At 67.0% G+C, this 16,974-nt stretch carries 16 protein-coding genes; 5 read left to right on the forward strand and 11 right to left on the reverse strand.

The annotated features are described in order from the left end of the window. Window positions 1–175: 175 nt before the first annotated feature. The 7 genes from xdhB to RIC54_RS08890 form a co-directional block, all read right to left on the reverse strand. The gene (xdhB, locus tag RIC54_RS08860) at window positions 176–2,500 is read right to left on the reverse strand and encodes a xanthine dehydrogenase molybdopterin binding subunit (RefSeq protein ID WP_350087017.1); all 2,325 of its coding nucleotides are present in this window, start codon (window positions 2,498–2,500) and stop codon (window positions 176–178) included. After that, window positions 2,497–3,900 (reverse strand): xanthine dehydrogenase small subunit, encoded by a 1,404-nt coding sequence (gene xdhA / locus RIC54_RS08865; RefSeq protein WP_350087020.1) that lies wholly within the window; start codon window positions 3,898–3,900, stop codon window positions 2,497–2,499. The genes xdhB and xdhA overlap by 4 nt, the downstream gene beginning before the upstream one ends. A gap of 7 nt (window positions 3,901–3,907) precedes the next feature. Next, window positions 3,908–4,678, reverse strand: a complete 771-nt coding sequence (locus tag RIC54_RS08870; protein ID WP_350087023.1) for an ABC transporter permease — start codon at window positions 4,676–4,678, stop codon at window positions 3,908–3,910. Next, a complete protein-coding gene (locus RIC54_RS08875) occupies window positions 4,675–5,463 on the reverse strand; it encodes an ABC transporter ATP-binding protein (RefSeq protein WP_350087026.1) in 789 nt (262 codons plus the stop codon). The genes RIC54_RS08870 and RIC54_RS08875 overlap by 4 nt, the downstream gene beginning before the upstream one ends. A gap of 64 nt (window positions 5,464–5,527) precedes the next feature. Further along, on the reverse strand, window positions 5,528–6,547 hold the full coding sequence (locus RIC54_RS08880; protein ID WP_350087029.1) for an ABC transporter substrate-binding protein: 1,020 nt from the start codon (window positions 6,545–6,547) through the stop codon (window positions 5,528–5,530). A gap of 198 nt (window positions 6,548–6,745) precedes the next feature. Further along, entirely contained in the window at window positions 6,746–7,645 is a 900-nt protein-coding gene (uraD, locus tag RIC54_RS08885; protein WP_350087032.1) for a 2-oxo-4-hydroxy-4-carboxy-5-ureidoimidazoline decarboxylase, read from the reverse strand. A 7-nt stretch (window positions 7,646–7,652) separates the two neighbouring features. Then, a complete protein-coding gene (locus RIC54_RS08890; RefSeq protein WP_350087035.1) occupies window positions 7,653–8,852 on the reverse strand; it encodes a urate hydroxylase PuuD in 1,200 nt (399 codons plus the stop codon). Window positions 8,853–9,015: 163 nt separating this feature from the next. Here RIC54_RS08890 and RIC54_RS08895 point away from each other — a divergent pair, with 163 nt between their 5' ends. The 3 genes from RIC54_RS08895 to RIC54_RS08905 all read left to right on the forward strand — a co-directional run bounded on the left by RIC54_RS08895 (window position 9,016) and on the right by RIC54_RS08905 (window position 10,657). Next, entirely contained in the window at window positions 9,016–9,486 is a 471-nt protein-coding gene (locus tag RIC54_RS08895; protein WP_350087038.1) for a nucleoside deaminase, read from the forward strand. Between the two features lie 66 nt (window positions 9,487–9,552). After that, window positions 9,553–10,206 (forward strand): TetR/AcrR family transcriptional regulator, encoded by a 654-nt coding sequence (locus RIC54_RS08900; protein WP_350087041.1) that lies wholly within the window; start codon window positions 9,553–9,555, stop codon window positions 10,204–10,206. A gap of 82 nt (window positions 10,207–10,288) precedes the next feature. Further along, a complete protein-coding gene (locus RIC54_RS08905) occupies window positions 10,289–10,657 on the forward strand; it encodes a DUF2852 domain-containing protein (RefSeq protein ID WP_350087044.1) in 369 nt (122 codons plus the stop codon). 86 nt (window positions 10,658–10,743) lie between these two features. On the opposite strand, the gene RIC54_RS08910 is transcribed toward RIC54_RS08905, so the two are convergent. Together RIC54_RS08910 and RIC54_RS08915 are read right to left on the reverse strand one after the other, a co-directional pair. Continuing rightward, on the reverse strand, window positions 10,744–11,544 hold the full coding sequence (locus RIC54_RS08910) for a 2OG-Fe(II) oxygenase (protein WP_350087047.1): 801 nt from the start codon (window positions 11,542–11,544) through the stop codon (window positions 10,744–10,746). Window positions 11,545–11,648: 104 nt separating this feature from the next. Next, window positions 11,649–13,151 carry a PAS domain-containing sensor histidine kinase gene (locus tag RIC54_RS08915; RefSeq protein ID WP_350150936.1) on the reverse strand — a complete coding sequence of 501 codons (1,503 nt, stop codon included), beginning with the start codon at window positions 13,149–13,151 and terminating at the stop codon, window positions 11,649–11,651. 248 nt (window positions 13,152–13,399) lie between these two features. Here RIC54_RS08915 and RIC54_RS08920 point away from each other — a divergent pair, with 248 nt between their 5' ends. Both RIC54_RS08920 and RIC54_RS08925 read left to right on the forward strand, forming a co-directional pair. Continuing rightward, complete coding sequence (locus RIC54_RS08920) at window positions 13,400–14,422, forward strand: FkbM family methyltransferase (RefSeq protein WP_350087050.1); 1,023 nt, start codon at window positions 13,400–13,402, stop codon at window positions 14,420–14,422. Between the two features lie 13 nt (window positions 14,423–14,435). Further along, window positions 14,436–15,665 (forward strand): TIGR04372 family glycosyltransferase, encoded by a 1,230-nt coding sequence (locus RIC54_RS08925; protein ID WP_350087053.1) that lies wholly within the window; start codon window positions 14,436–14,438, stop codon window positions 15,663–15,665. 24 nt (window positions 15,666–15,689) lie between these two features. Here RIC54_RS08925 and RIC54_RS08930 read toward each other — a convergent pair whose 3' ends face one another. Together RIC54_RS08930 and RIC54_RS08935 are read right to left on the reverse strand one after the other, a co-directional pair. Then, a complete protein-coding gene (locus RIC54_RS08930) occupies window positions 15,690–16,097 on the reverse strand; it encodes a nuclear transport factor 2 family protein (RefSeq protein ID WP_350087056.1) in 408 nt (135 codons plus the stop codon). Between the two features lie 81 nt (window positions 16,098–16,178). After that, entirely contained in the window at window positions 16,179–16,688 is a 510-nt protein-coding gene (locus tag RIC54_RS08935; RefSeq protein ID WP_350087059.1) for a PAS domain-containing protein, read from the reverse strand. Window positions 16,689–16,974 lie beyond the last annotated feature (286 nt).

Here is a 16,974-nt window from a genome sequence, read left to right on the forward strand (position 1 = left end):
AGCCTTCCTGCATCGCGTCGTCGAGACCCAAGTCGTTTACTGCTGGCAAGTTTGGGGAGTGGCTGTACCGATACCGAAGTCGATTGGGTTTCGGACGGAAACTTTCTGCGACGCGGGAGACCGCTTCGGGTCGCGAGCGGGCACAGACGGTACCCCAGCATCTGCCTGCCTCAGCTCATCTTCCCCGCACCCTCTCCACCGCCGCCAGCACCCGGGTCGGCGTGGCCGGTGCGTCCAGGTCCACCTTCGCGCCGACCGGCCCGACGCTGGCCACCGCGTCGCGGATCGCCAGCCAGACCGACAGGGCCAGCATCAGCGGCGGTTCGCCGACCGCCTTGGAGCGGAACACCGTGGCCTCGCGATTCGGGGCGTCGGCCAGCAGGCGGGCGTTGAACACCGGGGGCACGTCGCGGCTGCCGGGGATCTTGTAGGTCGAGGGGCCGTGGGTCCGCAGGGCGCCGGACGGGTCCCACCACAGCTCCTCCGAGGTCAGCCAGCCTATGCCCTGGACGAACGCGCCCTCGATCTGGCCGAGGTCGATCGCCGGGTTCAGCGACGCGCCGCAATCCTGCAGCAGCTCTGCGCGCAGCACCCGCAGCTCGCCGGTCAGCGTGTCGATCGCCACCTCGGCCGCCGCCGCCCCGTAGGTAAAGTAGAAGAACGGCCGGCCGGTGCAGGTGGCGGCGTCCCAGTGGATCTTCGGGGTGCGGTAGAACCCGGTCGACGACAACGAGACCCGCCGGCTCCAGCACAGCTGCGCCAGCTCGCCGAACGCCAGGCTCTCGTTGCGGGCGAACACCCGGCCGTCGTCGAAGACGATCTCGCCGACCGGGACCGCGAAGCGCTCGGCCATCACCTCGGCCATGCGGCCCCTGATGGTCTCGGCCGCGTTCAGGGCGGCCATGCCGTTCAGGTCGGAGCCGGACGACGCGGCGGTGGCCGAGGTGTTCGGTACCTTGCCGGTGCTGGTCGCCGAGATCCGGATCATCGAGACGTCGATGCTGAAGGCTTCCGCGACCACCTGGGCGACCTTGACGAACAGGCCCTGGCCCATCTCGGTGCCGCCGTGGTTCAGGTGCACGCTGCCGTCGGTGTAGACGTGCACCAGCGCGCCGGCCTGGTTCAGGGTCGGCAGGTTGAACGAGATGCCGAACTTCACCGGCACGGTGGCAAGGCCCTTCCTGACCACCGGGCTGGTGGCGTTGAAGGCGTCGACCGCGGCGCGCCAGCCGGGCAGGTCGACGGCGCGGGCCAGCTCGCCGGTCACCCGCGCGATGATGTTGTCCTCGACCGCCATGCCGTAGGGCGTGACGTTGTCGCGCTCGATCCCGTAGAAGTTGCGGGCGCGCACGGTGTCGGCCGGCAGGCGCAGGTGGCGGGCCACATCGTCGACCAGCGCCTCGATCGCCAGCATTCCCTGGGGGCCGCCGAAGCCGCGGAACGCGGTGTTCGAAACCTTGTGGGTCTTGCAGGCGAGGCCGGTGACCCGGACGTGCGGCAGCCAGTAGCAGTTGTCGACATGGCACAGCGCGCGGGTCACTACCGGCGGGGTCAGGTCGGCGATGTTGCCGGCGTCTGCGGCGAGCGTCATGTCGAGGGCGAGGATGCGGCCCTTGGCGTCGATCCCGGCGTCGTAGCGGATCAGGAACGGGTGGCGCTTGCCGGTCGCCAGCATGTCGTCGTCGCGGGCCAGCCGCAGCTTGACCGGGCGACCCGATTTGGCGGCCAGCACCGCCGCGATGCCGGCGATGATGGTGGCCTGGCTCTCCTTGCCGCCGAACGCCCCGCCCATGCGCCGGACCTCGACCGTCACCTGGTTGAACGGCAGGCCCAGCAGGTGGGCGACCCCGTGCTGCACCTCGGTCGGGTGCTGGGTCGAGGAGTAGACCTGCATGTCGCGGTCCTCGCCGGGGATGGCGATGGCGATCTGGCCCTCCAGGTAGAAATGGTCCTGGCCGCCGCAGCGTACCTCGCCGGACAGCCGGATCGGTGCCGCCGCCAGCGCAGCATCCGGGTCGCCGCGCGTCATGACCTGGGGCGGGGCGACGTACAGCTTGTGCTCCAGCGCCTCCTCGACGGTCAGCACGGTCGGCAGCGGCTCGTAGTCGACCACCACCCGCGCCGCACCCTCGCGCGCCGCTTCCAGGGTCTCGGCCGCGACCGCGGCGACCGGGTGCCCGGCGTATTCGGCAAGGCCGTCGGCCAGCGCCGGCTCGTTGCGCAGGATCGGCCCGATGTCGTTGCGGCCGGGGATGTCGCCGGCGGTGATCGCGGCGACCACGCCCGGCACGGCGAGCGCGGCGGACAGGTCGATGCCGCGCAGCCGGGCGTGCGGGTGCGTGCTCAGCACCAGCGCCGCCTCCAGGGCGTTCGGCGGCAGCGGCATGTCGTCCAGGTAGACCGCGCGGCCGGTGACGTGGCCGACCGCGCTGTCGTGCCGGACCGCGGCGTGGGCGCCGCGCCGGGCGGTGCCGGTCGGTGTCGGCGGGGGCGCGTTCATAGGGCCTCCAGCCGGACCGGCGCCGGATCGTGCGAGGTTTCCGCCGCCAGCCGGCGCAGCAGGTTGGCCGCCGCCGCCAGACGGTAGCCGGCGGTGGCGCGCTGGTCGTCCAGCGGCGTGAAGTCCTGGGCGATGGCGGCGTCTATCCCGGCCAGCGATCCTGCACTCCAGGGTCGGCCGGTCAGGGCGGCTTCGACGGCGACGGCGCGGGCGGTGGTCGCCGCCATGCCGCCGTAGAACGCCCGCAGGCCGGTCAGCGCGCCGTCCTGCGTGGTCACCCGGAACGCCGCGACCACGGCGGAGATGTCCTGGTCGAACCGCTTCGACAGCTTGTAGGCGACGAACCGCTCGCCGGCGCGCAGGGTCGGAATGCGGATCGCCTCGATCACCTCGCCCGGCTGCAGGGCGGTCCTGCGGTAGCCGGTGATGAACCGGTCGGCCGGGATACGGCGCTGGCCGGTGGCGGAGCCCAGCACGATTTCGGCGTCCAGCGCCATCAGGCAGGGCGGGGTGTCGCCGATCGGCGAGGCGTTGGCGAGGTTGCCGGCCAGGGTGCCCAGGTTGCGGATCTGCCGCGACCCGATGCGCCGGACCAGGGCGGCGAACGACGGGAAGCTCGCGTCGAGGTGCGGCAGCGCCTCGGTGTAGGTGACGGCCCCGCCGAACTCGACGGCGTCGTCAGTCACGCTGATGCGCTTCAACTCAGGCACCCGGGCGGTCGAGATCACCACGGTCGGCCGCTGCCGCTGCTTGGTGACGGTGAGGCCGAGATCGGTGCCGCCGCCCAGCAGCCAGGCGTCCGGGTACCGCTCGACCAGCGCGGTCAGGCCGGAAAGGGTCGAGGGTGCGAAGAAGCGGTGTCCGTCGTCGCCGAACGCGTCGGATGCCGCCGCGATCCCGGCGGTCGGAACCGGCATTGGGGCAGTCCCGGCGAGCCGGCGGCAGGCGTCGACGATGGGCCGGTAGCCGGTGCAGCGGCACAGGTTCCCGGCCAGCGCCTCGTGGATGCGGTCGTCTTCGGGCGGCTCGCCGCCGTGCTGGAACGCGAACATCGCCATGGCGAAGCCGGGGGTGCAGAACCCGCACTGGGTGGCGTCGGCCTCGACCAGAGCCTGCTGCACCGGGTGCAGAGCGCCGTCGGTGGCGGCCAGGCCCTCGACGGTGACGACCGCCGTGCCGTCGACCTGCGGCAGCAGCATCAGGCAGGCGTTGACCGCCTGCCAGCCGCCGTCGGCGCGGGCGACCGCCACGGTGCAGGCCCCGCAGTCGCCCTCGGCGCAGCCTTCCTTGGTGCCGGTCAGGCGCCGGGTACCGCGCAGGTAGTCGAGCAGCGTGGTGGTCGGCGGAACCCGGTCCTCGGCGACCGCGCGTCCGTTCAGGCTGAAACGGACCGGTGCCATCGCGCCCTCACGCGGCGGCGCTGGTCGACGAGCGGAACGCCCAGCGGGTCATCCGGCGCTCGACTAGGGCGAACAGCGCGTACATGGCGATGCCCTCGACCGCCAGGGCCATCAGCCCGGCGAACACCAGCGGCATCTGGAAATTCGATCCGGCCTGGGCCATCAGGAACCCGATGCCGGCGTTGGCGGCGATGGTCTCGGACACCACCGAGCCGACGAACGCCAGGGTGATCGCCACCTTCAGCGATCCGAACAGGTAGGGCAGGGCCCGCGGGATGCCGACCTTCAGCATGATGTCCAGCTTACGCGCACCCAGCGCGCGGAGCACGTCTTCCAGTTCGGGCTCCATGGTGGCGAGCCCGGTGGCGACGTTGACCACGATCGGGAAGAACGAGATCAGGAACGCCGTCAGGATCGCCGGCACCTCGCCGATGCCGAACCAGATCACCAGGATCGGCACCACCGCGACCTTCGGGATGGTGTTGAAGCCGATCATCACCGGGTAGATGCCGCGGTAGATGGTGCGCGACCAGCCGACGATCAGGCCCAGCACGATCCCGAACGCGACCGCCAGCCCGAAGCCGACCATGGTCGTCCACAGCGTGACCAGCGAATGCCGCAGCACCGGGCGCCAGTACTGGACCAGGGCCGCGAATACCTCCGACGGGGCCGGCAGGATGAACGGGTCGACGTCCAGCAGCCGGCAGGTCGCCTCCCACACGGCGAACAGGCCGATGGTGAACCACAGCGGCACCAGGCGCTCCATCTGGCCGCTCATGCCGCGCGCATCTCGGCGATCCGGCCGCGCAGCTCGTGGATCAGGTCGACGAACGCCGGCTCGAAGCACACTTCCAGGTCGCGGGGGCGCGGCAGCTCGACCTGCCGGGTGGTGACGATGCGGCCGGGCCGGGCGCTCATCACGTGGATGGTGTCGGCCAGGAACGCCGCCTCGCGCAGGTCATGGGTGACCAGGACGACGGTGAAGCCGATGCGCTCCCACAGATCGCGCAGCACGCACCACAGCTCCTCGCGGGTGAACGCGTCCAGCGCCGCGAACGGCTCGTCCAGCATCAGCAGTTCCGGCTCGTGGATCAGCGCCCGGCACAGCGAGGCGCGCTGCTGCATGCCGCCGGACAGCTCCCACGGAAAGCGCTCGCCGAAGCCGGCGAGACCGACGGTCGCCAGCAGCGCCTCGGCGCGTTCCTTGTACTGCTTCTTCTCGGCCCGGAACCGGCGGCGGTGCGGCTCGACGATCTCCAGCGGCAGCAGCACATTGTCGGTCACCGTGCGCCACGGCAGCAGATTGGGATTCTGGAACGCCATGCCGGCGATCTTCACCGGGCCGTCGACGACGGCACCGTCCAGCGACACCCGGCCTTCGGTCGGCCGGACCAGCCCCGTCACCAGCTTCATCAGCGTGGACTTGCCGCAGCCCGACGGGCCGACCACGGCGGTGAACTCGCCGCGGCCGACCGCCAGAGTCGTCCCGCGCAGCGCCGTCACGTCGCCGGACGCACCCCGGTAGGTCAGGGTGACGTCCTCGATGTCGACGAAGGCGGTCACGCGGAAGTGCCCGCGCCGGATGCACACGTCGCCGTGTGGGCCCTGGACGTCGTACTGCTGCGACTCACTTCGCCAGCATGCGGTCGGCGGCCAGGGGCAGGTACTCCGACGTGAACACGTCGTCGGCCTTGGGCCGCGCCTTGAAGTCGTAGGTCACCGCGATCTGCTCGATCGAGGCGGCCAGCCGCGCCGGATCGACGCCGCCGAAGCCGTTGGCCTTCACCCAGGGGGTGGCGATGTTGTCCCGGATCGCCATCTTCAGCCGGGCCAGCTCGACCGCCCGGTCGGCGGTCTCGTTACGCTTCATGACCGAGTCGATGGCGGAGTCCGGATCCTTCACGGTGTCCTGCACGCCCTTGATGGTGGCGCGCACGAAAGCGGCGACGACCTGCGGGTTGGCCGCGGCGAAATCCGGATTGACCATGACCGCGTTGCCGTACAGCACCAGCCCGTAATCGGCCATCAGCATGACCGTGATGTCCTCGGGCTTCACGCCCTTGAGCTGCAGGTTGAAGTAGGACGAGAACGAGAACCCGGTGATCGCGTCGACATCGCCGTTGGCCAGCATCGGCTCGCGCACCGGAAACCCGACGTTGTTGATCGTCACCTTGGAGGCGTCGATACCGTTCTCCTTCACGAACGCCTTCCACTGGGCGTAGGCGCCGTCCGGTGCCGGGGCGCCGAGGATGCGGCCTTCCAGGTCCTTCGGCTTGGTGATGCCGGTCTTGGCGACGGTGACGATGGCGAACGGCGGCCGGTCATAGACCATCAGCACTGCCTTGACGGCCTTGTCGGGGTTCTGGTCGCGGAACTTGACCAGCGAGTTGATGTCGAAGAACCCCATCGGGTAGGTGCCGGCGGCGACCCGGCCGATTCCGGCGACCGAGCCCGGGCCGGTGTCGATGGTGACGTCCAGCCCCTCGGCCTTGTAGTAGCCCTTGTCGACGGCGACGAAATACGGCGCCGACGGTCCCTCGAACTTCCAGTCGAGCGCGAACTTCAGCGCCGTCTCGGCGAACGCCCCCGTCGCCGCTGTGCACGTCATCACCGCGGCCAGCGCCGCCCCGATCCGATGGAACCGCATTTCCCCGAGCCCTCCTGTCCGCTGTTCACTGTGCGCCGGTCGTCCGGCGTCAGATTGTCCGCAATCGCCATGCCAGCGATTTTTCGGCGCTGCGCCGCCCTGCATTCTGGCGGTATCGCTCAAAGCGCAGGCAGACGCGCATCGGCGCTGCCCAATCATACGTCAGAGACCGCGTCGGCACGCAAGCGTTCGCCAAGGTCAACTCCCCCGATACGTCGAATAGCTCCACGGCGTCGCCAGCAGCGGCACATGGTAGTGGCCCTCGGGCTCGGCGATCGCGAAGCGCACTGGGACGACGTCCAGGAACGGCGGGTCGGCCAGCGGCACCTCAAGCTTCGCGAAGTAGGCGCCGAGATGGAAACGCAGCTCGTACCGCGCGGTCGGCAGCGGTCGGCCGGCGAGCAGCGGCGCATCGGTGCGGCCGTCGGCATTGGTGACGGCGCGCGTGACGAGGCGGGCCGAATCGGCGCCGGTCAGTTCGAACAGTTCGACCGCAACCCCCTCCGCCGGACGGCCGCGATGGGTGTCCAGGATGTGGGTCGACAAACGCCCGTGGACGGGCAGACGGTCGGTCGCCGTCACCCGCTGGTCGAGGCGCAGGGCGCCGATCCGCAGGACCTCCGCAAGCGCTGTATCGAGTTCGGTTTGCGGCGTGTTCTCCAGGCGGCGCGCAAAGGCGACCAGGATCGACTCCTTGCCGTGCCGGCGCACGCAGACGATGAACGGAAAGCCGAACTTGGCGTGATAGGCGTCGTTCAGGCGGTGGAACGCGGCGTACTCGTCATCCGACAGGCGGTCGAGCCCGGCGCTTGCCTGTTCGGCGGTGGAGTCGGACGTCAGGTTGCCGGCGCGGGCGGCCTTGCCGGCGAGATCCGGGTGGCCGCGCACCAGCGCGAGGCGCTGCTCAGGCGGTGCGTCGCGAACGATCCCGGTCAGGGTGGTGTGCAGGTCGGCAAGCGACGCGAAGGGCCGGTGTCCCGCAGCCGCCTCGACGATCCACGGGGCATGCTCGAACACGCCGTCCAACGCGGTCGCGAAACTGGCGTCGTCCACCCGGTTGAGGATGTCGAGGGCGATCGGCGCGGGGTCGGTTGCCATGCGCCGCTCACTCCTTGGGGGCGCCGGCGGCGAGCCAGGCGGACAGCACCGCGCGCTCCTCGACCGGCATGTCGGTGATGTTGCCGGGAGGCATGGCATCGGAGCGGACCGCGTAGAGCTCGATCTGCCGGGCATGTTGGTGGATGCGCTCCGGCGTATCGAGCTTCACGCCCTTCGGGGCGGCCGGTACGCCGAGCCAGACGGACTCCTCAGCGTGGCACATGCTGCATCGGGACAGCACGATCTCCTCGACCGCCGCGAACGTCGGAGCCGGGGCATCCGCGGCACCGACCACGGCATCCCGCGGGCCGGCAGCACTCAGCCAGCCGATGGCAGCGAGACCGGCGGCGGCCACGCCCCAGGTCCACCACGGGCTGCCCTTGCCGGCGTGCCGGCTGTTGAAGAAGTGCCGGATCACCGGGCCGAGGGCGAGCAGGATCGCGACGATCGCCCAGTTGTAGCGGGTGGCGAACAACAGCGGGTAATGGTTGCTGATCATCAGCAGCACGACCGGCAGGGTCAGGTAGTTGTTGTGCACCGAACGCTGCTTGGCCTGTTGCCCCAGCGCCGGGTCCGGGGACTGTCCGGCAAACAGTGCCGCGATGGTCTTCTTCTGGTTCGGGATGATCACCACGAAGACGTTGGCGACCATCATGGTGCCTATCAGCGCGCCGATCTGCACGAACGCCGCACGGCCGCTGAACACTTCGGTGAAGCCCCAGGTCGCCGCCACCAGGAACAGAAAGCCGACGACTGAAAGGGCCGTCTCGTTGCGACCGAGCGGCGAGCGGCACAGCGCCTCGTACAGCAGCCAGGCGCCCGCCAGGCTGCCGACACTGAGCGCAATCGCCATCTCCGGTGTCAGATCCATCACCGTGCGATCGATCAGGAACAGCTCGGCGCCGAGGTAGTAGACCAGCACCATCAGGGCGAAGCCGCTGAGCCAGGTGGTGTAGGCCTCCCATTTGAACCAGGTCAGTTCGTCCGACACCCGGCTGGGCGCCACGAGGTACTTGACCATGTGGTAGAAACCGCCGCCGTGGACCTGCCAGGCTTCCCCCTGGACGCCGGCGGGCAGGCCGCTGCGCTGCCGCAGGCTGAGGTCGAGCGCGATGAAGTAGAACGAGCTGCCGATCCAGGCGATGCCGGCGATCACGTGCAGCCAGCGCACGATCATGCTCAGCCACTCGACGAGCACCGCATCCATGGCCGACCCGCCCCTGCCGTTGTGCCGCCGGTCAAGGTGACGGGCCGCGCATGGGCAGAAGGCTACACGGCTCGCCGAACCGCCTTCAAGCTTCGCGCGCGGCCCGAGCCGCGTCATACTTCCGCAGCGCGGGCGGGCCCTTGCCATGATGGAGACGTTGCGGATGTCCGATGAGACCTATTTACGCCGGGCGATCGAGCTCAGCCGAGGCAATGCCCAGGCGGCGACGGGGGGGCCGTTTGGCGCAGTGGTGGTGCGCGACGGCGCGATCGTCGGCGAAGGGGCGAACCGGGTCACCACCGACTTCGATCCGACGGCGCACGCCGAGGTGGTCGCGATCCGGGCCGCCTGTCGCCGTCTCGGCACCTATGATCTGGCGGGGGCGGTGATCTACACCAGTTGCGAGCCGTGCCCGATGTGCCTGGCGGCGATCCTCTGGGCGCGCATCGACCGGATGGTCTATGCCAACACCCGGGCCGATGCCGCCGCGATCGGCTTCGACGATGCATGGTTCTACGAGCAGGTGGCGCTGCCGATCGACGGTCGCGCCTTGCCGGCGCAGCGCCTGCTGGGCGATGAAGCGCGGGCGGTCTTTCAGCTGTGGGCGCAGAATCCCGACAAGATTCCCTATTGAGCCGGCCGACTGACCGGCATCAATTGCGACTGCATTCCCCGAACGGATGAAGTAAGACCTGTTAACATGGGCTGGTCGAAGGACGAACCGGGTGGACGGCGGCGCGGCTACCATCACGGAAATCTGCGCGAGGCGTTGATCGAGGCGGCGCTGTCGCTGATCGCCGAGAAGGGGCCGTCGGGCTTCAGCTTCGCCGATGCGGCACGCTCCGCCGGTGTGAGTTCGGCGGCACCCTACCGGCATTTCCGCGATCGCGATGCGCTGCTGGCTGACGTGGCTCACCGTGGGTTCGAGCTGTTCGAGCAGCGCCTCGCCACGGCCTGGAACGATGGTCGGCCGGATCCGTTCACGGCGTTCGAGAGCACCGGGCGCGCCTACCTGGCGTTCGCCCGCGAGGAGCCATCGCACTATTCGGCCATGTTCGAGGCTGGGGTGGACCTCGACTCCGATCCAGAACTGCGCAAGGCCGCCGACCGGGCGTTTGCGGTGCTGCGTCAGGCGGCCGATGCACTGTGCGCGCTGGCGCCGGCCGGAGCCAGACCGCCGGCGCTGATGGTCAGCCTGCACCTGTGGTCGATGTCGCATGGCATCGCCTCGCTGTTCGGCCGCGGCGATGCCGGTCGACGCAAGCTGCCGATGGCCCCGGAGGAACTGCTGGAGGCGGGCGTGCTGGTGTATCTGCGCGGCCTCGGGCTCGATCGAGGCGGTTCCGGTCGATAGGGATGATTTTTTCGCCGGCTGGCCTTGATCAGGAAAGGCGGTTTGACCATGTGAATGTTACTAACATTTACATGAGGTCGGCATGGGCATCGTGGAGAAACTAGACGACATCGGAAAGCCGGCCTGGATCGGCCTGATGGTGTTCGGATTCATCGTGTTCTGGCCGTTCGGCCTGGCAATACTCGGTTATCTTTTCTGGAGTGGACGCATGGGGTGCTGGAAGCGCAGTCGCGGGCAGTGGTGGCAGAGCGAGAAGCGGTCATCCACCGGCAATGCGGCGTTTGACGAGTACCGCAGCGATACGCTGCGCCGACTCGAGGAGGAGCAGAAGGAGTTCGTGGACTTCCTGGAGAAGCTGCGGCTGGCCAAGGACAAGGCGGAGTTCGACCAGTTCATGGCCAATCGCGGCCGCCGCCCGGACGGCCCGGCTCCCGAGGCGAACAGCGCCTGACGCTGTCCGAGGCATTGCCTCAGAAGCGTTCCCTCGCAAATCTCGACAACCCCGGCTTCGGCCGGGGTTGTTTCGTTCCTGGCCTGCTACGCGCCGACGGGTGCCGTGATCTGGTAGGGCCGGCTGTCGATGAAGTCGTCGGCTAGGTCGACGAAGAAGTTCACGTAGCGCCGGATGTGCGACGTCGGCCGACGAGGCAGCACGCCGTGCACCGCGTCCACCGAGTTCACGAACATGATTAGCGTGTTCGGGGCGTAGGCTATGCGGGAGACCGGCTCGGCATCCTTCAGGTCGACCGAAACTCCATGGAGGCGCCGGGCGCCACGGTACCGGTACAGCATGAGGTCGCCGCCTGCGTCGTCTCCCGGTTCCGGAAAGTAGAGCAGGGCGCTGAGCAGGCGGCGCGCCTTGTCGATGTGGGCGCCGCGCACCGAAGACGGTGTGGTGACCGGAGTGTTGAAGCCGAACTGCAGACCAAGCCGCACGGCGGCGGCTCCCGGGTGCCGGAGAGCCACCGGGTCGTTGGCGCGCGCAGTTGACGCGGCGTGGAGAGGGACGCCCAACCGGGCTTCAATGTCCGGATGGGCGCGCTGGATGGCGGGTCCCATGACGCGCGCGATCGACTGAAAGAATGCCGGTGACGTGTGATGCGCGACGAACCGTTGCCAGTCTTCCGTCAACCGGGACGCAACCTGCGGTTCGAACGGGTCGAGCAGGGCCAGGAAGTTCTGCGGAGTGTTCGCCGGCACGTTCGGTCTTGGCATCGCCTGCGACAGTTCGCGAAACAACGCTTCCGGCAGGCAGTCGACCCGGAGCAGATGGGCGAACGGGCTGTCGGACACGTCGGATGGCGACGCGCCGTCGAGGATCGAATGAGTGCCGGTCATGACCTGACGTCGAATGTCGGTTGCGCTGCCATGGCGCCAACCTACTGCACCGGCGGTTTCGCTGTCACCGGTTGCCCGGGCTGACGGCCCAAGTTCGGTATCGATCAGGCCAGGATGTCGCTTCCGAACTCGATTGCCGCCCGGGTACCCTGACCGGGCGTGCTCTCGATCACCAACCGGCCGTTCATGGCGCCGACGATCGATTTCGTGATGGCGAGCCCCAGTCCCGCGCCGCGCTTGTCGACATTGCCGCCGGGCGAGGCGAATGGCTGGCCAATCGCCTTGATCGTCTCGTCCGCCATGCCGACCCCGGTGTCGGCGACAGCGACGCATACGCCGTTCGTCGGGGTGGCGCAGACCGACAGAGTGACGGCACCGCCCCTGTTGGAAAACTTGATCGCGTTCGACAGGAGATTCAGGAGGCATTGTTCCATTGCCCGCCGGTCGAGCAGAACCTCCGGGAAGTCCATGGGCACCGTCGAGTGCAGCCGGATGCCGGCATCCTGAGCGATCGGACGCACCATCTCGATGACGCTGGTCGCAAGCGTCTGCAAATGCACGCGCTCGGCCGCAATCGTGAGGCGACCGCTTTCGATCGCGTTCAGGTCGAGGATGTCGTTGATGAGCGACAGAAGATGCTGCCCGCTTTTGTGGATTGCTGCCGCGTACTCGGGGTAGCGACCGCTGTCGAGGGTGTTGCTCTTGATGATCTCCGAGAAGCCGAGGATGGCGTTCAGTGGGGTTCGCAGTTCGTGACTGACGTTGGCCAGGAAGTCCGACTTGGCCTTGTTGGCGGTCTCGGCCTCGTTCTTGGCGCGCTCCAGATCGGTCTCGCGTTGCCGCAACTCGGTCTGGTCGCTGTTGATCAGGAAGGTACTGCCGTCCTCGAGACGGACTTCGCGAAGCAGCAGTATCTGACCGTCCTTGCGCCGCGACACGATCGCTTCGCCGGACGGTTGCCGGTGCGCCTCCATGCGGGTCTTCAGAAATTGATCTTCCTGGCCGATCGCGTCGAGGATGCGGCCGCTCTCGAGATTGCGCCGAACCATCTCCTCGAACGTCATTCCGACGTAGATGTCGGGGGCAAGGTCCGGGTTCAGTGCCTTGAAGCGCGAGTTGCAGAAAATGAGCTTGTCGGACGGATCGAAGAGAGCAAAGGCATCGGTCATGCTCTCCATGGCTTGTATCAAAAGGTTGTGACGGTAATTGGCGGCGTTCTCGGCCTCCATTACCAATGTTATGTCCGTACCGGTGCCAATGTACCCGGAGAACGCGCCGTTTGATTGAATTATCGGCCTTCCGCTGGATTTGATCCAGATTTTGCGACCCGCCCGATTCACGCGGGATATGACGACATCGCGAAAAGGCTCACGGCGAGCGATAGGATCGGTTCCGCTCCGCACCGAGATTCCAAGTTCTTGGCGAGTCTTGCCGTAGTGCCACTCGGGCGAATCTCCCGTAACGGCTTCCACGCGATTGGAAAAATAAACGTAGCGAAGATCGGAATCCATGATCCAGAACCAGTCCGAAGTCATTTCGAACAGGTCGGCGAGATCGCTTTCCGCAGTATCTCCAAGTGTTTCGAGAACTTTGAGAAAATCAATCATCGAGTGATTTCGAGCGTTCTTTCCATGGCGCCACAACCCCGGACAATTGGAAGAATCGCTATCTAATGCTCAACGGCGTCGCCGATCGCTGGGGCTCAAATCTCCCGCAATCTTACATGCGCGGATGAACAAGTAGTTAATCAGAATTATTGTCGAATGCGCGCGATCTCGTGTTGAACGTGGACGGTCAGCGACGGCGCGTTGCATGGTACGTTGGCGGCGTTGATTGAGGCGAAGGTTGGTTCGGTATGGAACACTGCGGACGAGGCGACCTGCGTCGGGAAATCGTTTGGTCTCCAGACGACATCGGAAAACACGAATGGCGCCTGTTCGCGGCAAACCTCGAGCCGCAGCGTCTTGGCAAGCTGGTCCGGTGGTTGCGGGCGATCGTGCCGGCAGCGCTGGCCGATCGGTTGCGCAGTGACACGTACCGCTACATGGTGGGGCGCATCGCGCGCGCCGACGTGATCAAGACGCCGAAATACGCCAACACCAAGCAGTTGGGCAGCGTCAAGGTGAAGTACGGAGCCTACGAGAAGGCGATCTCGGAGTTCGCTCTGTCAGTCTTCAAGTCGGCCGAATTCACGCACGAACCGCAGGTGGTGCGATACCTGATCGGCGCGGTGGATCAGAAGTGCCTGTTCGTCGATGTCGGGGCGCATTTCGGCTACTTCTCGTGCTTGGCTGCGGTTCGGGGTGCAACCGTGATCGCGGTCGAGTTGCAGCGCACGCTTTGCCTGAACATCGAGGCGAATGCCCTGATGAACGATCAATGGCGGGTGCACGTCCTGTGCGCTGCGATCGGTGCCGTGCCCGGAGTGACGCAGGTCGAACGGATGGATCCCTCGCCGGGCAAGCAGGCGACCGAAAAAGGGCTCCGGCCGAATACCTACCCGCTGTCCAGCGTCAACCACGAGATCGTTCCGGTCGTCACACTCGACAGCATCATCGACCCGCGGGCCACCGCGGAGTTCGACCGCATCATCGTCAAGGTCGACATCGAGGGTGCCGAGATCATCGCCCTGCGGGGTGCTGCCCGGACCATCGCGGAGCGGCAAGCCGTCTTCGTCGTTGAGATCCACCAGCAGCATGTCGCCACCTTCGACGGTACCGTCGAGGAAGTGCTCGACCACTTCCCGGACGCTGGGTGGACCATGACGTTGATGACCGATGACGGCGAGAAAGTGGTGACCCGCGAGGAGTTCCTGTCGGCCGCCGGTGGCTACCTGGACACCGAGAACATCTGTGTCCGGTTCGAGCCGCGACGCTGAACTCGGATCGATCATGCCTGATCCCGGAAAATCGTCGCCCGCCGCCCAGCCGATCACCGCCGAGACCTTGAACCGGCTCGCCACCCTGGTCATCCCGCATCTGACGCCGGGTGAGCCGGTTCTCGTCTATGTGCTGCACCAGTGGCGGCGGATCGGCCATCTGACGATCGAGCCGCAGATCCTGTCGACGCTCTACGGCGAGCGATACCAGAAGATCGTAATCGTCACCGGCAATCTCGATCTGCCGGGCTCCAACCGGGCGGTCGCGCAGTGCCTGGACTCCCGGATTACCGTGGTCGAGACCGACTGGCGCGACGTGCTCGCGCTCGGAACGGTCGATGGCGGGTTGATCGACCTGCGCCACCTGCACCTGCTGGCGATGTCGGCCCGATCCCTGATCGTGGCGTTCTGGCGTGCCGTCGTGGCCGGCCGGCGCCCCAGGGAACTCCACCTGCCGGACAGCCTGCGCGAGCGGGCGCACGACCGGCTGGCCGCACGGGGCATCGACCCGACGGCGCCGTTCGCGCTGTTTCACACCCGCACCATGCAGTACCTGCCCGGTGAGACCCATCACGGGCATCGCACAGCCTCGATCGGGCGCTACGAACCGTCGATACGGCGCATACTCGATGCCGGGTATCAGGTGCTTCGCATCGGCGAACCCGGACTGGAAGCCTGGGAGCGGTCGCCGGACGGGTATCTCAGTGTGGCCGACGCCTTCCCGGATGACCGTTGGATCGACCTGTTCGCTTGTGCCGAGTGCGCCTTTGCCACTGCACAGAACTCCGGCCCGATCTGGGTGGTCGCCGCCTTCGGCCGACCCTCGCTGCGCACCAACACGCCGCTGGAGCACTTGAACCTGCCGTACAACGATGACCTCTCGATGTTCAAACACTACCGGCGGGTCGGGGACGATCGGCATATGACCTACAGCGAGATCCTCGATGCGCGACTGCCCGGAGTGTTTCGCGACGCCGACTTCGCCGAGCGCGGTATCGAGCTGGCCGAGAACACCGCCGACGAGATCGACGCGGCGACCGCGGAGATGCTGGCAAAGATGCGTGGGGAATGGTCGGCGAATGTCGGCCGGCACGAGCGGTTCCGCGCCCTGGGCAAGGCGTATGAAGAGGCGATCCAGACCGAGGAATGGTTCGTCGCCGAGGACCTTGCCTTCTACGGCTACGGTCATCCGTTCGGCTGGATTGCCGATGCAACGCTCAAGGATGACCGGTTCCTCGAGTGAGCGGCCGGTCTGCGTTTCTTGTCGTCAGGATGCCTCGGGGGCAGAGATCTGGCGGTTGTACTCGGCGGCGTCGAACCACCCGCGGGATGCCATCACTTTCCCTTCGGAATCCAGGTCCCATTCCTCCCAGCCGCCGATCTTGACGTGGTTCCTGGTTTCGACGTGATGACCCTCCAAGGTCCATACGAAGATCGCGTGTGACCCCGAGCCGCGGGCGTCGTCGCAGTAAACCTGGAGGTCGGGGAACTCTGCGAAGAACCCGGCGGCCATTTCGCTGATCGCCGCGCGGCCCGTCAGAAGCTCGCCGCCGTTGATCGCGATCGTTCCATTGGCGGTGAAGAAGGCCGCGACCGCGTCCGGCGTCCGGGAACTCCAGGCTGCGGCGTACGCCGACGCGATCTGGCTTAACGCTGCTTGATCGATGGTCATCATCAAATTTCCTTGGCTTCGTGGCGGGGCGCTTGGCGTGGCCACAGAGATGGTTCGGCTCCGCCGTCGAGCAAATTCAGCTACCTACGCCCTGTCGAATAACTGAAAGGCGATCAACAGCATTCCGACATGGCCCGACTTGTCGTCGAGCGGCATGACCACGCCCTCCCAGCGCATGATCCGGTGATCGGTCATGAACAGGCGCTCCGACACGACCTTGGCATCGCGCGTGTTCACAGCCGCCTCGTACACGGCCCAGACGAACGCAGCGTATCCCTCGTCGGGATAGTCTCGGATCGATTTTCCAGTGATGTCGGCGCCCACATAGTCGGAGCCCCGGACACTGTGAAGCCGCATCCGGAAGTCGAGGGGATCGCGGTGAACGTCGACCAGATTGAGATTGGGAAGAACATACCCGATCTGGTCGATATCCAAGTCGCTGCGCTTCGGCAATCGCTCTCCCGCGCGCAGGCCCGACCAGTACGCATGAATCTGCTTGAGCTTATCGGACTGTATGTCGGCAATATCGCGGAATTGCGGAGCCGACCCGGCCTGACCAGCGTCGAGAGCCAGCCGGAACGACGGTACCGTCATCGAGCCCGCCATACACGGCAGGCGCGACGGCACACCTCCGGGGTTTTCGGTCGGTCAGACACGATTCGTCGCCGGTTTGGGTGCCGTTCGGCGTTGCTTTGCATACCCCAGGCTAGTGGCAATCAGACCCGATGTCATGGCGGTTGATGGCCTGACGTCCGGCCGAAGCACGGTTCGCCGGCTGGCAGGCGAATTCGGCCAGTCAGCCAAGGTGAGGGGTCAACCGCCCGCCTCTGCTTTACCCTGACCGGTCCGCTGGATAGCATCGGGCCGTCGCAGGAACAGA

The sequence above is a fragment of the Thalassobaculum sp. genome, from assembly GCF_040219215.1.
Classification (GTDB): domain Bacteria; phylum Pseudomonadota; class Alphaproteobacteria; order Thalassobaculales; family Thalassobaculaceae; genus Thalassobaculum_A.

Coding starts and splice junctions, on each gene's coding strand:
- xdhB (WP_350087017.1), bottom strand. CDS start 2,500: ATGAACGCGCCCCCGCCGACACCGACCGGCACCGCCCGGCGCGGCGCC.
- xdhA (WP_350087020.1), bottom strand. CDS start 3,900: ATGGCACCGGTCCGTTTCAGCCTGAACGGACGCGCGGTCGCCGAGGAC.
- RIC54_RS08870 (WP_350087023.1), bottom strand. CDS start 4,678: ATGAGCGGCCAGATGGAGCGCCTGGTGCCGCTGTGGTTCACCATCGGC.
- RIC54_RS08880 (WP_350087029.1), bottom strand. CDS start 6,547: ATGCGGTTCCATCGGATCGGGGCGGCGCTGGCCGCGGTGATGACGTGC.
- uraD (WP_350087032.1), bottom strand. CDS start 7,645: ATGGCAACCGACCCCGCGCCGATCGCCCTCGACATCCTCAACCGGGTG.
- RIC54_RS08890 (WP_350087035.1), bottom strand. CDS start 8,852: ATGGATGCGGTGCTCGTCGAGTGGCTGAGCATGATCGTGCGCTGGCTG.
- RIC54_RS08895 (WP_350087038.1), top strand. CDS start 9,016: ATGTCCGATGAGACCTATTTACGCCGGGCGATCGAGCTCAGCCGAGGC.
- RIC54_RS08900 (WP_350087041.1), top strand. CDS start 9,553: ATGGGCTGGTCGAAGGACGAACCGGGTGGACGGCGGCGCGGCTACCAT.
- RIC54_RS08905 (WP_350087044.1), top strand. CDS start 10,289: ATGGGCATCGTGGAGAAACTAGACGACATCGGAAAGCCGGCCTGGATC.
- RIC54_RS08910 (WP_350087047.1), bottom strand. CDS start 11,544: ATGACCGGCACTCATTCGATCCTCGACGGCGCGTCGCCATCCGACGTG.
- RIC54_RS08915 (WP_350150936.1), bottom strand. CDS start 13,151: ATGATTGATTTTCTCAAAGTTCTCGAAACACTTGGAGATACTGCGGAA.
- RIC54_RS08920 (WP_350087050.1), top strand. CDS start 13,400: ATGGAACACTGCGGACGAGGCGACCTGCGTCGGGAAATCGTTTGGTCT.
- RIC54_RS08925 (WP_350087053.1), top strand. CDS start 14,436: ATGCCTGATCCCGGAAAATCGTCGCCCGCCGCCCAGCCGATCACCGCC.
- RIC54_RS08930 (WP_350087056.1), bottom strand. CDS start 16,097: ATGATGACCATCGATCAAGCAGCGTTAAGCCAGATCGCGTCGGCGTAC.
- RIC54_RS08935 (WP_350087059.1), bottom strand. CDS start 16,688: ATGACGGTACCGTCGTTCCGGCTGGCTCTCGACGCTGGTCAGGCCGGG.